Source organism: Burkholderia anthinoferrum (assembly GCF_002925705.1).
Classification (GTDB): domain Bacteria; phylum Pseudomonadota; class Gammaproteobacteria; order Burkholderiales; family Burkholderiaceae; genus Burkholderia; species Burkholderia semiarida.
This window is the reverse complement of record NZ_LFZP01000047.1, coordinates 1-15,206: the sequence shown is the minus strand read 5'-3', so window position 1 is coordinate 15,206 and position 15,206 is coordinate 1. Positions and strand designations below refer to the sequence as shown.

Below are 15,206 nucleotides of genomic sequence, written 5' to 3'. Positions count from 1 at the left end.
GGGATCGCGCATCACGCGTCACGCATCGCGTTCGAGCGACTTCATGTTCGTGAGCTGCGGAAACAGCCGCATCCACGCCAACGCGACGGCGATCGTCGCCACGCCGCCGACGACGATCGCGGCCGGCGCGCCCCACCATGCCGCCGTCACGCCCGATTCGAATTCGCCGAGCTGGTTCGACGTGCCGATGAACAGCGAATTGACCGCGCTCACGCGACCGAGCATGTCGTCGGGCGTGCGCAGTTGCACGAGCGACAGCCGCACGACGACGCTCACGACATCCGATGCACCAAGTGCCGCCAGCGCGACGAGCGACAGCACGAAATGCCTCGACAGCCCGAACACGATCGTCGCGATGCCGAACGCGATCACGCCGCCGAACATCGCCCGGCCCGGCCGCCCCTTCAACGGGAAGCGCGTGAGCCACAGCGTGCCCGCGAGCGCGCCGACCGCCGGCGCCGCGCGCAATGCGCCGAGCCCCCACGGGCCGACCTGCAGGATGTCGCGCGCATAGATCGGCAGCAGCGCGGTTGCGCCGCCGAACAGCACGGCGAACAGGTCGAGCGACAGCGCGCCGAGAATCGCCGGTTCGCGCCGGATGAACGCGATGCCCGAAAACACCGAGCGCAGCGTGACCGGCTCGCGGGCGGGCGGCGCGCCGCGCAGCGGAATCGTGCCGCTCAGCACCGCCGCGATCGCGAAGGCCGCGACGCTCGTGCCGAACGCGACGGGTGCGCCGACACCGTAGAGCAACCCGCCGCACGCGGGCCCGAGGATCTGCGCGGCCTGGTTCGCGGACGTCGACAGCGCGGTCGCGCGCGGCAGGTCGGTGCGCGGCACGACGGCCGGCAGCAGCGACGACACCGACGGCGACTCGAACGCGCGGGCCGTGCCGACGACCGCCGCGAGCGCGTACACGGCCGGCGCGGCCAGCCACCCTTGCAGCGCGCCGAGCAGGAACACGCCGGCGGCCAGTGCCTCGACGCTCTGGCAGATCGTCGCGATGCGCCGGCGGTCGTAGCGGTCGGCCACCTGTCCGACGACGAGCGTCAGCGCGAACATCGGCACGAACTGCGCGAGGCCGACGAGGCCGAGCGCGAACGCGCTGTGCGTGAGCGCGTACACGTACCAGCCGATCGCGACCGACAGGATCTGGAAGGCCAGCGACGACATCACGCGCGTGCCCCAGAAGCGCTGGAACGGTGCGTGGCGGAACAGGTTGGCGGGTAACGGGGATAAAGGACTGGAATCGGGCACGGGGGTGGTCATCGGGATCTCGGCGGTTGGCGGTGCACACCGCAGCCGTTCGGGAAACGACGACACACGCGAATGCGTGCGCGCGGCAACGGTGCAGGCGCGGCCAAACCGCGTTGATATGCCAACCGCCGAAAACCGGCCGGCCGCCGGCCACGCGCCCCGTCGAGCCGCGGCATCGCACAAAAAAAAGCGCGAACCACGGTTCGCGCCAAAGAGAGACCTCGCTGAAGACGTCACATCACTACACTGCACCTACCCGCTCAGAACGAATGCCGCATCCCGATCCGCACGTCGGCCTGCGTCTGCGTCGTCGACGGCGTGAAGCTGTAGCCGATCACCGCATCGACGCCCTGGGACGCGCGCAGGTAGTCGCCGGAGATGTACACGTCCGTGCGCTTCGACAGCAGGTAATGCAGGCCCGCCGTGCCCTGGTTCCAGTGATGGCCTTCGAAGCGCGTGTGCTGGTAGCCGGCGATGAAGCTCAGCGCCGGCGTGAACTGGTACAGGCCGCCGCCTTCGTACACCTGCATGTGCGACGACTGGCCGAAGCCCTTGATCGTCGTGTACGAGTAGTTGGCATCGAGCGTCAGCTTGCCGATCGTGTAGCTCGTGCCGATGCCGAACGTGCCCTGGCTGTCGACACCCATCGGCGTGTTCGCGAACAGGTCGGTACGTGCGCCGGTCGCCGGATCGACGGTGACGGTCTGCTGGCCGAGGAACGTGTGCGTGCCGATCATCGCGTACGGGTCGAACGCGTAGATGCCGTTCGGGTTGTTCAGGCGCGTGTACGCGGCGCCGATCGAGAAGTCGCCCTTCGTGAAGCTCGCGCCCGCGCTCCATGCGCTGTTGCGGTGGAAGTTGCCCGCGACGTTGCCGAACGAGTACATCGCGCCGAACTTGAAGCCGCTCATGTCGTTCGACAGGAACTTCACCGAATTCGGCAGGCGGTCGCCGTTGAAGCGGTCGAAGTCGCCCTGGTGGATGGCGTAACCGCTGCCCCAGGCCGAGATGTTGTAGATCGACACGAGTTCGTTCGTGATGTCGAGCTGGTTGCCGAACGACAACGTGCCCCAGTCGTTCTGCAGGCCCACATACGCCTGCCGGCCGAATTCCGCGCCGCCGAAGCCGAGTTGCCCGTTGCCGAGACGGAAGCCGCTCTCGAGCACGAACACCGCCTTCAGGCCGCCGCCCAGGTCTTCGGTGCCCTTGAGGCCGAAGCGGTTTCCGTACGCGACGCCGTCGTCGAACTTGACCACGTGCGAGCCGCCCGTGTTGTTCACGTACGTGATACCGGCGTCGAGAATCCCGTACAGCGTCACGCTGCTTTGCGCGTGTCCGATGGCGGGAATACAGGCCGCGCATGCAAGCGCGGCGGCTACGGCAACTTTCGTGTGCTTCATTGTCGACCACCCTCCCTGAACCATTCGATGGATAGAATCTCGTCCCGGCGCGTGCCGCGATGCGCCGGTGGATTCGAATTCAGACCGCCCCGCTGGCTTCGGTATTTCGTTTTCCGCAATAACGCAGCCATTGGCGAAAAATACAAACCCATATTTCGGGTCACCCGTCTGAAGGCGACACTAAATGGTCACGATGCGACGGGTCGGGAAAACACGTAGACAGGCGGCACGGCGAAAACCGGCCGCCCGGAGGGAGGCGATCAGCGGCCGTCAAGGGCCGCGCGCACCGCCGGCAGGCCCGGCGCGCCGGCCGCGGTCGTCACGCCGTCGAGCCAGCCGGCGACCAGCGCGGGCTCGGCTTTCAGCGCATGCTGCGCCGCGAGCGCGGGCGGCGTCTTGTTGTCGAGCATGTCGGCGATCATCCGGTTCTCGACGTCGACGGAGAACGTCATCTGCCGGAACAGCCGCGCGAGGTTCGCGCACTGGCCGGCGAACCCGGCACGCGCGACCGTGTTGACCGTCGCACCGCCGTAGTTCGGGCCGAAATACGCGTCGCCGCCCGACAGATACGTCAGATGAAACTTCGTGTTCATCAGATGCGGCTCCCACGCGAGAAACACGATCCAGCGCTTGTCGCGCACCGCGCGCTCGACCTGCGTGAGCATGCCCGTCTCGCTCGATTCGACGAGCGACCAGTTCGCGGACCCGAGCGCGTGGTCGGACAGCATCCGCTTGATGTTCTGGTTCGCGGGCGCACCGGGCTCGATCCCGTAGATCTTGCCGTCGAAGCGGTCCGCGTAGCGCGCGAGATCGGCGAACGTACGCACGCCGGCGGCGGCCACATAGTCGGGCACCGCGAGCGTGAATTTCGCGCCGCTCAGGTTCGCATGCAGCACGTCGATCGATTTCTCGTCGACGAACGGCTTCACGAGCGGCGCCTGCGCGGGCATCCAGTTGCCGAGGAACACGTCGACCTGGCCTTTCTTCAAACCCTGGTACGTAATCGGCACCGACAGGTTCGCCACCGCCTGCCGGTAGCCGAGCGCCTTCAGCACGACGCCCGCCATCGCGTTCGTCGCATCGATGTCGGTCCAGCCGGGCGCCGCCATCTTCACGTCGCCGCACGTGCCCGGATCGGCGGCAGTCGCAGGCTGCGTCGCCGCCACGCACGCGGCGGCGGCGAGCGCCGCGCCGATCCTTCGGATTGCTGCATTGCATTGCCGTTTCATCGTCCGCTTCCTCCGTCGTTCGTCAATGTTCGCACTGCCGGACGTTCAGCGCCCGACGCGCGGAAAACGCGCCATCGCCTCGAGCGTGTCGAGTTCGATGTGATTGCGCATGTAGCGCTGGCTCGCGTCGGTAAACGGCTGCCAGTCCCACGCGTGGATGCGGCCCTGCGTCGTCGCCGCGTAATGGAAGCGCCGGCGCCGCTGGCTCGCGCGCACCTGCCGGTCCAGCTCGGGCAGGTTCCAGCGCTGCCCGGCCTCCGCACGGAACGCGGCGAGCACGTCGGCGGCTTCCGGCCGACCGGCCAGATTCGTGAGCTCGCGCGGGTCGTCCGACAGGTTGTAGAGCTGGTCCGGATCGGCCGGGCAATGCACGTATTTCCAGTCGCCGCGGCGGATCATCACGATCGGCGCGAGCGCCCCTTCCGCGAGGTATTCGCCGAACGCGACGTCGTGCGCGGGCGTGCCGTGCAGATGCGGCACGAGGCTCGCGCCGTCGACCGGGTCCGGCCAGCCGCCGGCGGGCGCCGCGCCGGCCAGATCGACGAGCGTCGGCAGCAAATCGACGTGCGACACGGGCCCGCGCACGCGCGCGGCGCCGAAGCGGCCCGGCGCATGCACGATCAGCGGCACGCGGCAGCCGCCCTCGAAGAACGTCATCTTGTACCAGAGCCCGCGCTCGCCGAGCATGTCGCCGTGGTCGGACGTGACGATCACGATCGTGTCGTCGGCGAACCCGCATTGCTCGAGCGCGGCCAGCACGCTGCCGAACTGCGTGTCGACATAGGACGTCGCGCCGTAATACGCGCGGCGTGCGGCGCGGATCTGCGCGTCCGTCGGCGGCGTGCGGTCGTTCTCGCAGACGAAGCGCAGCCGCTGCGAATGCGGATCGCTTTCGGCCGCATCGAGCCGCACGGCCGGCATGTCGATCTCGTCATCGTCGTAGCGATCCCAGTATTCGCGCGTGATCGCATACGGGTCGTGCGGATGGGTGAGCGACACGACCATGCAGAACGGCCGCGCATCGTGTCCGGCCGCACGCTCGCGCGCGACGTCGTATAGCTTCTGCTTCGCGGCGAACGTCACTTCGTCGTCGAAGTCGAGCTGGTTCGTGCGCACGCACGGGCCGGCGTCGAGCACCGAGCTCATGTTGTGATACCAGCTCGGCCGCTCGGTCGGGCTGTCCCAGTCGGGCACCCAGCCGAAATCGGCAGGATAGATGTCGGTCGTGAGGCGCTCCTCGAAGCCGTGCAACTGGTCGGGCCCGCAGAAGTGCATCTTGCCGGACAGCATCGTCCGGTAGCCGCCCGCGCGCAGGTAGTGCGCGAACGTCAGCGTTTGCGCGGGCAATTCGGCGGCGTTATCGTAGGCGCCGATGCCCGACGGCAGCTTGCCGGTCAGCAGCGAGAAGCGCGACGGCGCGCACAGCGGGCTCGCGCAGTACGCGGCGTCGAACACCACGCCTTCGGCCGCAAGCCGGTCGAGCGTCGGCGTGCGGGCGACGCGGTTGCCGTACGCGGGCAGCGCGAACGGCGTGAGCTGGTCGGCCATCAGGATCAGGATGTTGGGTGTCGGGTTCGTCATCGGCGATCGTGGGAAAAGCGGTGTTCGAATGGAACGGCTCGCCGCTCGGGCAGCGGGACGTCCGGCATGACGGAGGCGGCCCGCGGAAACTGCCGCGCGCCGGGGCCGCGCTGGCTAGAATCGCGGAATCCGTTGCCGCCGGCGCGTGAAGCGCACGTGCCGTACCGTCTGCCGGCACTATCGCCCGCCCGAATTCGTGCGGGTAGGCGTCCGGCCCTTATGGGGCCATTAGAGGGACTTATGTCGAAACCCGAACCGTTACCGTCGATGCAGGCGCTGCGCGCGTTCGAATCGGCCGCCCGGCTCGCGAGCTTCACGGCCGCCGCGCGCGAGCTCGGCTCGACGCAGCCGGCCGTGAGCCAGCAGGTGTTCCAGCTCGAAGCCGAACTCGGCGTGCCGCTGTTCGAACGCAGCCCGCGCGGCGTCACGCTGACGGCCGACGGCGAGTGCCTGTACGAAGCCGTGCGGCTGAGCCTCGACACGCTGCGCGGCGCGACCGCGACGCTGCGCGCACGCCGCGAGCACGGCGCGCTCACGATCGTCACCGACTTCGGCTTCGCGACCTACTGGCTGATGCCGCGCCTGGCCGGGCTCAAGCGCGTGATGCCGGACGTCGACGTGCGCGTCGTCACGTCACAGGATTACGACGCGCAACGCGACCACGGCGACATCGCGATCCTGTTCGGCGACGGCCACTGGCCGTCATGCACGGCCGCGCGGCTGTTTCCGGAATCCGTCACGCCCGTGTGCTCGCCCGCGTTTCGCGACGCGCACCGGGGCGTCGCGCGGGCCGACCACCTGCTCGCGCTGCCGCTGCTGCACGTGCAGCCGACGCACCCCGAGCGCTGGCTGTCGTGGGCGGGCTGGTTCGACGCGCACGGGCTCGAATCGCCGGCCGCCGCCCGCGGCGTGACCTTCAACAGCTATGCGCTCGTGATCCACGCGGCGCTGCTCGGCGAAGGCGTCGCGCTCGGCTGGTCGCCGCTCGTCGACGAACTCGTCGCGAGCGGCCAGCTCGTGAAGCTCGTCGATGCGCCCGTCGTCACGTCGCGCGGCTACTTCCTGGTGCGGCCGCCGCAGCGGCCGGAGCCGGACGCGACCCACGTGTTCCGGCGCTGGCTGCTCGACGCGTGCGCGGGGGCCTGACACGGCTCGCACCCTGCGGCCCTCGCCCGCCCGCTGGCGCACCGATACCAGCCACACGGCGCGTTGGTTCTATCCGCCGCGAAATCGTCCTGATTTACTTGAGCCTCCCGCTACCCGCGCGGCGCGGCGCTGTCGTGCGCCGCCGCGCGGCCGTACGCCCCCTGCCATCCGAGGAGTCTCATGACCGCCGAGCACCGCCCCGATCAATTCGTCCTGACACTGTCGTGCCCGAGCGCGGCCGGTCAGGTCGCCGCCGTCGTCGGCTTTCTCGATCGCCATCGCTGCTATGTCGATGCGCTGAACGTGTTCGACGACGATCTCAGCAACCGCTTCTTCGTGCGCTGCGTCTTTCATCCGACGGATGAGACGTTGCAGATCGACGCGCTGCGCCAGGAATTCGCGCCGATCGCGGCCGGACTCGCCGGCCACGATGGCGGCATCCAGTGGGCGATCCACGATGTCAACGCGCGGCCGAAGGTGCTGATCATGGTGTCGAAGCTCGAGCACTGCCTCGCGGATCTGCTGTTCCGCTGGCGCATGGGCGAGCTGAAAATGGACATCGTCGGCATCGTGTCGAACCACCCCGACTTCGAGCCGCTTGCCGCGCAGCATGGGTTGCCGTTCCGGCACTTCCCGATCACGGCGGAGACCAAGGCGCAGCAGGAAGCGCAATGGCTCGACTTCTTCGAATCGAGCGGCGCCGAACTCGTGATCCTCGCGCGCTACATGCAGGTGCTGTCGCAGGAAACGAGCGCGAAACTCGCGAACCGCGCGATCAACATCCATCACTCGTTCCTGCCCGGCTTCAAGGGCGCGAAGCCGTATCACCAGGCGCATGCGCGCGGCGTGAAGCTGATCGGCGCGACCGCGCACTTCGTGACCGACGATCTCGACGAAGGCCCGATCATCGAGCAGGTCGTCGAGCGTGTCGATCATGCGCTGCGGCCGGAGCAACTGCTTGCGGTGGGACGCGATGTCGAATCGCTGACGCTCGCGCGTGCGGTGAAGGCGTTCATCGAGCGGCGGGTGTTTCTGAACGGCGACCGGACGGTGGTGTTTTCGTAAACCGGGCGCCGCGCCGGCCTCTATCAGGCGTTGCCCGCCAGGAAATCGGCGGGAAGGCTGTGCGCCAGCACCCTGTCGACATTGATCAGATCGTTGCCGTCCAGCTTCGCGCGCAGCAGGTGTGCGGCCAACGCCTCGCGGTCGATGTGTCGCGCGCCCGTCGACGCGCCGCTCATGGCAGACGGCTCCGCTCGGCCTGCTTCAGTGCCTCGCGCGCGGACTTGAGCTGCACGCGCGTGAAGGCCAGCGCGTGCGCGGCGAGATCGTGGCTGTCTTCCCACAGGTTGCGCCAGATCGCGAGGATGCCTTCGAGCGGCTGGCCGACGACGCGCGACGAAAAACTCTCGAACGTGATCGGCCCCGTGTAGCCGCTGAACACCAGCGCGCGGAACACCGCGGTGAAATCGACGTTGCCCGATCCGAGATACCCGCGATGCGAATCGCCGACATGCACGTAGCCGAGATGCTCGCCCGTATCGCGGATCGCCGACGTCACGTCCGACTCCTCGATATGCATGTGATACGTATCGAGATGCACCTTCACGTTCGGCCGCGCGATGCGTCGGCACAGCTCGACACCCTGCGACGCGGTGTTGAGCACGTTCGACTCGTAGCGATTGACGACCTCGAGCCCGAGCGTGATGCCGCTTTGCGCGGCCATGTCGGCCACCTGCGCGAGGATGTCCGCGGACATCGCGACGCCGGCAGCCGTCGTCGGCGTGACATTCTTCTGGAACGCCGAATACAGGATCCCGCATACGTGCGTCGCGCCGCAATCGCGCGCGACACGCAGCGCGGCCTCGAGTTTTTGCTTGCCGCGCGCGGCCTTCTGCACGTCGCCGCTCGAAATGTCGGATTCCGCGTCTAGCCCGAGCGAGAACGTGATGCCGAGGCCGGATCGTTCGAGTTCGCGCCGCGTGAACTCGGCATCGATCGAATCGGGATCGAGCGCGGGCACCTCAATGAAATCGAAGCCCGTCTCGGCCGTGTTCGCGATCGCGCGCACGCACGCGTCGCGGCTCCAGCCGGCTTCCCACACCAGCGCATGTACGCCAAGCTTGTTCATTTCGTCTCCTTCCGTTGAGGGGGTTCGAGGGCGCCGAGCGCAGGCGCCGCACTTGAACTGGGCCTGCGCGGCCGCGACGCATGCCGGGCCCATGCCCAGCGCACCAGCATCACTGCGAGCAGGAACGCGCCCCACAGCGCGGTCGCGAGATGCTGGCTCGCACCGAGCAGGTTGAGGCCCGATGCGATCACCTGCAGGATCACGAGCGCGATCACGACCGGCGCGACGCGACCGAAGCCGCCGAACGGATCGACACGCCCGAGAAAGCAGGCAAGCACCGAGATCAACAGGAACGCCTCGCCGTGGCCGACACGCACCGAGTTGAAGCGCGACAGCATCACGACGCCGGCCACGCCGCACATCAGCCCCGACAGCATGTAGATGCGCGTGATCGCGCGCGTGGTCGAGATGCCCGAGTAGCGCGTCGCCTCCGCGTTCGAGCCGATCATCCGCGTGACGAAGCCGAGCCGCGAATACGTCATCACGACGTGCCACAGCAGCGCGCAGCCCGCGAAGATCCACAGCGGCACCGGCACGCCGAGCCACAGCCCGTTGCCCATCGCACGCACGACCGGCGGGAACCCGGAAATGTCGCCGCCGCGCGTCAGGAATTCGCCAAGGCCGCGCAGGAAGATCATCGCCGACAGCGACACGAGGATCGGGCTCGCGCCCGTCCAGGCGATCACCGCGCCGATCAGCCAGCCAGCCGCGGCGCCCGTCGCGAGCGCCGCCGCGATGCCGAGCGCGACCGCTGCGATGCCGGCCTCCGGGCCGCCGTGCGACTGGATCACCCACGCCATCGCGAGCCCCGCGATGTTCGCGGTGAACGTAACGGCGAGATTGAAGCCGCCGGACACCAGCGGCATCAGCATCGCGAGCGTGAACAGCCCGAGCTCGGGAAGCTGGAACGCGATCGACACGAAGGTTCCGTCCGTGAGGAAGCGATCCGATGCCAGGCTCATCGCCACGACGACGCAGGCAAGGAAGCCGAGCAGGCCGGCCACGTCGGCCGGCACGGACAGCACTGCCAGGCGCCGGGATTGTCCATGTTTCATGATCATGCCCTCGCACGCGGCGACAGGAAGCGCGAGCCGGCCAGCCGGGCGACGCCGTCGCTCGACACGGTGATCGCAATCAGGATGACGGCGCCGACGATCATCTTGAACGCATACGGCGACACGCCGAGCAGGTTGAGCCCGTTCGCGGTAATCGATACGAGCAGGATGCCGAGGATTGCGCCGAGCACGGAGCCACGCCCGCCGCCGAGCCGCGCGCCGCCCAGCACGACGGCCGCGAGCACGTCCAGTTCGCGGCCGTGCAGCGCATTCGGCACGACCTCCTGCACGTAGTGCGCCTGCATCAGCCCGGCGACGCCCGCCATCATCCCGAGCCAGCCGTATGCGACGTAATGCATCGTCGCGACATCGATGCCGACGCGCCGTGCGGCTTCCGGGTTGTCGCCCGTTGCGTAGAGCTGGCGACCGAGCGTCGTGCGGCGCAACAGGAACCACGTCGCGACGACGGCGATGGCCATCACCGCGACCGGCAGCCCGAGCGACGCGACGCCTCCCGTCGTTTCGACCTGCACGATCGCGATGCGATTCATCCACCAGTCCGGCAGGTCGTAGATCGACACGCCGCCCGTCACGAACATCAGCCCGCCGAAGAAGATATTGAAGGTCGCGATCGTCGCGACGATCGACACGACGCGGAACCGGTAAATGATCGTCGCATTCACCGCGCCGAGCAGGATGCCGAAGCCGGCAGCGAACGCGAAGCCGAGCGCCCAGTTGCCGCCGCCGAGCCGCATCAGCGACAGCGCGGCGAGGTATTGCACCACCGACGCGCCGACCGCGAACGAGATGTCGATGCCGCCCGCGATCAGCACGATCAGCAGCCCGACCGCGAAGATGATGTTGACCGCGCTCTGGTTGAGCAGGTCGAACAGGTTGGACAGCGTCAGGAAGGTCGGCGTCGCGAAGCCGAGGCCGACCGCCATCGCGACGATCACGGCGAGCAGCCACGCTTCGGTCGCGCCGATGCCGAAGGGTTGCAGGTTACGCATGAACGTCTCGCTCGATGTGGTCGATCGGCTCGCGGCCCGGCACGTACTCGGCGACGATCCGGCCGTCGCGCATGTGCAGGATACGGTCCGCGTTGAAGTAAACCTCGGGAATCTCGTCGGAAATCAGCACGATCGCCATCCCTTCCGACGCGAGCCGGTGAACGATCGCGAAGATGCCGGCGCGCGCGCCGACGTCGACGCCGACCGTCGGCGAATCGAGGATCAGCAGCTTCGGCTTCGTCGCGAGCCATTTCGCGAGCACGATGCGCTGCTGGTTGCCGCCCGACAGCGTCGATACCGCGTCGTCGGGACCGCCGATCTTCACCGCGAGCCGCGCGACCCAGTCGCGAATCAGCGCGTCGCGCCGCCGCGGCGAAATCAGACCCGCCGCGCCAAGCAAGCTGTCGAGTACCGCGATCGCGGTGTTGTCGCCGATCGATTGCGGCTGCACCAGCCCCAGTTGCAGGCGGTCCTCCGACACATAGGCGATGCCGGCGCGAATCGCGTCGCGGTTGGAGCGCAGCGACAGCGGCCGACCGTCGAGCGTGATCGTGCCGGCATCCGGTCGCGTCATTCCGAACAGCGACAGCGCCAACTCGGTGCGCCCGGCGCCGAGCCGCCCCGTCAGGCCGAGGATTTCGCCGCGCCTCACCTCGAACGACACCGCATCGTATTCGCCGCGCCGCGACAGTCCGTCGACACGCAGCATGGCCGGTGCGGTCGACAGGTCGGTCGTGCGCACCGCGTAGTCGAAGGTGCGTCCCGTCATCAGTTCGGTGAGCCGCGTCTGCGTCATCCCGGCCGTCGGAAACGTGCCGACATGACGACCGTCGCGTATCACCGTCACGCGCGCGCAGACGTCGAGCACTTCCGCGAGCCGATGACTGACGAACACCACCGCGATGCCGTCGGCCGACAGGCGGCGCACGATCGCAAGCAGCGCCTGCGTCTCGGCGTGACTGAGCGACGCGGTAGGTTCGTCCATGAACACGAGGCGCGCCTGCGCCACGAGCGCGCGTGCGATCGCGACGACCTGCCGCTGCGCGATCGTGAGCGTGCGCACCGGCCTGTCGAGATTGAGCTCGACGCCGAGCCGCGCGAGAATCTGCCGCGCGGCCGTCTTCATCCGCCCGTAGTGAACCAGCCGCGGACGCGCGCCGAGGTTCTGCTCGAACGCGATGTTCTCGGCGACCGTCATCTCGGGAAACAGCGCGAGGTCCTGCCAGATCACCTGGATGCCGAGCGCGCGCGCCCGCATGGGATCGAGATCGACCGCCGGTTTGCCGTCGAAGCGGATCACCGCGCCGGGTTCCGGACGATGGACACCACTCACGATCTTGATCAGCGTGCTCTTGCCACAGCCGTTCTCGCCGGCCAGGCACAGCACTTCGCCCGGCATCACGTCGAAACGCACCTGCTGCAGCGCCTGCACGCCGCCGAACGTCTTCGACACGTTGTCGAGCTCGAGCAGCGGCGCGCCGGCCGCGCACGCGGCCGATGGCCTGACCGACCGGCCGGACGCCGCGGCTTCGCGGGAATGGGCAGACATCATCGCTATGCTCCGTTACGGCCTGCAATCGAACATCGGGCGAGTGGAACGACCGCGTCACATGACGCGTCGCGCCGGGGTGCGTCGCTCACAGCCCCTGCTTCGCGAGATCGTCGACGGTCTTCGCGTTCAGCTCGACGAGCTGGTTCACGATCAGGTTGTGGCCGTCCGGATGCACGACGCCGAGCCCCGGAATCGTCGTGCCGTCCTTGACCGGCTGCCCCTTCGCGAGCATCGTGCCGAGCGTGACGAACACCTCGCCGGCCTGCGCCGGATTCCACATGTAGCCGCCGCTCAGCACGCCGTCGTGCACGAGGCGCCTGCCTTGCCCCGGGGAAAACGGCCCGAGCACGATCACCTTGCCCTTCGCCTGCCGCTCGGCAACCGCGCGCGCGGCGCCGATCGGCCCCTGACTGCCGAACGCGAGGATCGCCTTCAGGTCCGGATGCGCGCGCATCAGGTCGAGCGCGGTCTTGCGCGAAGCGTCCACATCCTCGGCCACGCCGTAGCGGTCGCCCACGAGCTTCATGCCCGGATAGTTGGCCTTCAGGTAAGCGATCGCGGCATCGGCCCATGCGTTGTGCAGCGGTACCGTCAACGAGCCGACGAATACCGCGTATTCGCCCTTGCCGCCTACCGCGGCGGCGAGATTCTTCGCATACGCTTCGCCGAACCCCTTCGCGGACGCCAGCTCGAAATTCCAGTCCGTATTCTTTTGCTTCGGCGATTCGTGCGTGATGACCTTGATGCCAGCGGCCCGCGCGCGTTGCAGCACCGGATCGAGCACCTCGGCATCGTTCGGCACCACGCCGATCACGTCGACCTTCTGCGCGATCAGGTCCTCGATCGCGCGCACCTGCAGCGCCGGATCCGCGCTGGTCGGCCCGACCATGAACGCCTTCACGCCGAGTTGCTCGGCGCGCTTCCGGATGCCCGCATCCATCGCGTTGAACCATGGAATGCCGCCGATCTTCACGACGACGCCGATCACCGGCTTGTCGGGCGACGCCGACGCGATACCGGTTGCGAGCGCGAACGCAGCCACGCCCGCGCATACCGTGCGCAAGAAGTTCACAGACATGTCTCCTCCATCCGAAGGCGACCGTCGCCGGGCTCTCGAGCCGCGACATGGCGGTCAGTTGCTAAATCCATTCAGCAAACTGTTTCATGTATGCTGAATCCATTTAGCTCCGACGGGAAGCATGGGAAAACCCTGATAGGGAATCGCGTCCCGAAACGCATACCGTCGGCATCATCAGGACCAGAACGCACTCGAGGGGAGCAACGACGCAGATGGCCCGCACGACTACCGGACGCAAGTCCACGATCTACGACATCGCGAAGGCGACCGGCGCATCCACGTCCACGGTCAGCATGGTGCTGAACGGTAACTGGGCGCGCTACCGGATCAGCGAGGAGACGGCCGCCCGCGTTCTCGACAGCGCCAAGACGCTCGGCTACAACGTCAACCTGAGCGCGCGCGGCCTGCGCCTGTCGCGTTCGGGGCTGGCGGGTATGGTCATCCCGCACTACCGCAACCGATTCTTCGCGGGGCTCGCGGAAACCTTCGAGGACGAGGCGCGCCGGCGCGGCCTGTGCCCGATCGTCGTCGGCACGCAGCGCGACCGGGACGTCGAACTGAACGTTACACAGACGCTGCTCGCGCAGCGCGTCGAGTTGCTGTTCATCGCTGGCGTACGCAATCCGGCTCCGCTCAACGCGCTGTGCGACGCGGCCGGCATACCGTCGATCAACGTCGACCTGCCGGGAGAAGGCGCGCCGTCGGTCGTGTCGGACAACCGCGCGGGCGCGCGGGCGCTGACCGACGTGCTGATCGACAAGATGATTGCGCGCGGCAATTCGGCAAACGAACTGATGCTGCTCGGCGGCATCGCCGGCGAATACGCGACGGAGATGCGCATCGCGGGCTTTCACGACGCGTTCGCCGCGCGCGGCCTGCCGCCGCCGCCGCACGACGCGATCGAGCGTTGCGGCTACGCGCCCGCCGCCGCGCGCGAGGCGCTCGCGCGACGCTACGAGACGCTCGGCCGGCTGCCTGCCGGCATGCTGACGAACTCGATCACGTCGTTCGAAGGGCTCGTCCGTTTCGCGTCGGAGTTGCCGTGGGATATCTGGCAGCGCACGGCCGTCGGCTGCTTCGACTGGGATCCGTTCGCCGCGCGCCTGCCGTTCGACGTCACGATGCTGCGGCAGGACGTGCAGCGGCTGATTGCCGAAGCATTCGCACTGCTCGATACCAATGACGCCGAGAGCAGCGCGCCACATCCGGTCGTGATGGTGCCGACGCGTTTCATGCGCACGCTCGACGACGACATGCGCGCGAGCGACGAAGAGCCGGCCGGCTGACCACGCGCACGCGGCATGAAAAAAAACGCCCGACCGGCCTTGCGGCCAGCCGGGCGTTCTTCATTCAGGTCGCGCGACATCGCGACGCCGCGCCGAAACCGTGTGCGTGCGCTCCGGGCGAGCGAGTCTCAGGCGCTCACTTCACCCAAGCAAAGTAGTACGACAACCAGATCGTGAGCGCCGCGCCGATCAGCGCCGCATACGGCATCAGGCTCAGCCACGGCGCGCGCTTCGGCACTTCGAGCTCCATGTCGCGCTGCATCTGCGCCGGGAATCGGCCGCGATCCTGCCAGTAGTGGCGATACAGGAACACCGGCACGATCAGCAGCATCGCGATCAGCCCGTTGCGCAGCGTGCCCTCGCCCTGCAGGTTCGCGCCCGCGCCAACATAGACGAGGTTCGCATAGCCGCAGATCGAGCCCGCGACGAGCAGCCACGTCGGGCAGCGGAACGGCCGATCCCAGTTGCCGCGATCCATCCG

13 protein-coding genes and 1 pseudogene are annotated in these 15,206 nt (G+C 68.0%); 3 read left to right on the top strand and 11 right to left on the bottom strand.

Annotated features, from left to right (window positions below; translation table 11 throughout):
- Positions 1 to 18 precede the first annotated feature (18 nt).
- From C5F75_RS18415 to betC, 4 genes are all read right to left on the bottom strand, one after another.
- Positions 19 to 1,269, bottom strand: a complete 1,251-nt coding sequence (locus tag C5F75_RS18415; RefSeq protein ID WP_104012546.1) for an MFS transporter — start codon at positions 1,267 to 1,269, stop codon at positions 19 to 21.
- Between the two features lie 248 nt (positions 1,270 to 1,517).
- Entirely contained in the window at positions 1,518 to 2,657 is a 1,140-nt protein-coding gene (locus tag C5F75_RS18410; protein WP_059584379.1) for a porin, read from the bottom strand.
- A gap of 260 nt (positions 2,658 to 2,917) precedes the next feature.
- On the bottom strand, positions 2,918 to 3,886 hold the full coding sequence (gene choX, locus C5F75_RS18405) for a choline ABC transporter substrate-binding protein (protein WP_059584378.1): 969 nt from the start codon (positions 3,884 to 3,886) through the stop codon (positions 2,918 to 2,920).
- 45 nt (positions 3,887 to 3,931) lie between these two features.
- Entirely contained in the window at positions 3,932 to 5,467 is a 1,536-nt protein-coding gene (gene betC / locus C5F75_RS18400; protein ID WP_059584376.1) for a choline-sulfatase, read from the bottom strand.
- Between the two features lie 240 nt (positions 5,468 to 5,707).
- Here betC and C5F75_RS18390 point away from each other — a divergent pair, with 240 nt between their 5' ends.
- Positions 5,708 to 6,613: a choline sulfate utilization transcriptional regulator gene (locus tag C5F75_RS18390; RefSeq protein ID WP_059584374.1), complete on the top strand. Its 906-nt coding sequence runs from the start codon at positions 5,708 to 5,710 to the stop codon at positions 6,611 to 6,613.
- Positions 6,614 to 6,793: 180 nt separating this feature from the next.
- Positions 6,794 to 7,678, top strand: coding sequence for a formyltetrahydrofolate deformylase (purU, locus tag C5F75_RS18385; RefSeq protein WP_059584373.1), 885 nt, complete (start codon positions 6,794 to 6,796; stop codon positions 7,676 to 7,678).
- Between the two features lie 23 nt (positions 7,679 to 7,701).
- On the opposite strand, the gene C5F75_RS36800 is transcribed toward purU, so the two are convergent.
- The 6 genes from C5F75_RS36800 to C5F75_RS18355 all read right to left on the bottom strand — a co-directional run bounded on the left by C5F75_RS36800 (position 7,702) and on the right by C5F75_RS18355 (position 13,439).
- Positions 7,702 to 7,854 carry a hypothetical protein gene (locus tag C5F75_RS36800; protein WP_179231788.1) on the bottom strand — a complete coding sequence of 51 codons (153 nt, stop codon included), beginning with the start codon at positions 7,852 to 7,854 and terminating at the stop codon, positions 7,702 to 7,704.
- Positions 7,851 to 8,744 (bottom strand): sugar phosphate isomerase/epimerase family protein, encoded by an 894-nt coding sequence (locus C5F75_RS18375; RefSeq protein WP_059585084.1) that lies wholly within the window; start codon positions 8,742 to 8,744, stop codon positions 7,851 to 7,853. The genes C5F75_RS36800 and C5F75_RS18375 overlap by 4 nt, the downstream gene beginning before the upstream one ends.
- Entirely contained in the window at positions 8,741 to 9,799 is a 1,059-nt protein-coding gene (locus tag C5F75_RS18370; RefSeq protein WP_179231789.1) for an ABC transporter permease, read from the bottom strand. The genes C5F75_RS18375 and C5F75_RS18370 overlap by 4 nt, the downstream gene beginning before the upstream one ends.
- 2 nt (positions 9,800 to 9,801) lie before the next feature.
- Positions 9,802 to 10,809 (bottom strand): ABC transporter permease, encoded by a 1,008-nt coding sequence (locus C5F75_RS18365; RefSeq protein WP_059584371.1) that lies wholly within the window; start codon positions 10,807 to 10,809, stop codon positions 9,802 to 9,804.
- Positions 10,802 to 12,361 (bottom strand): sugar ABC transporter ATP-binding protein, encoded by a 1,560-nt coding sequence (locus C5F75_RS18360; RefSeq protein ID WP_059584370.1) that lies wholly within the window; start codon positions 12,359 to 12,361, stop codon positions 10,802 to 10,804. The genes C5F75_RS18365 and C5F75_RS18360 overlap by 8 nt, the downstream gene beginning before the upstream one ends.
- A gap of 85 nt (positions 12,362 to 12,446) precedes the next feature.
- The gene (locus C5F75_RS18355; RefSeq protein ID WP_059584368.1) at positions 12,447 to 13,439 is read right to left on the bottom strand and encodes a substrate-binding domain-containing protein; all 993 of its coding nucleotides are present in this window, start codon (positions 13,437 to 13,439) and stop codon (positions 12,447 to 12,449) included.
- A gap of 212 nt (positions 13,440 to 13,651) precedes the next feature.
- On the opposite strand from C5F75_RS18355, the gene C5F75_RS18350 reads away from it, so the two are divergent.
- Complete coding sequence (locus tag C5F75_RS18350) at positions 13,652 to 14,725, top strand: LacI family DNA-binding transcriptional regulator (RefSeq protein ID WP_059584365.1); 1,074 nt, start codon at positions 13,652 to 13,654, stop codon at positions 14,723 to 14,725.
- Between the two features lie 136 nt (positions 14,726 to 14,861).
- On the opposite strand, the pseudogene C5F75_RS18345 reads toward C5F75_RS18350, so the two are convergent.
- A pseudogene (locus tag C5F75_RS18345) lies at positions 14,862 to 15,206 on the bottom strand (amino acid permease); the annotation flags it as partial.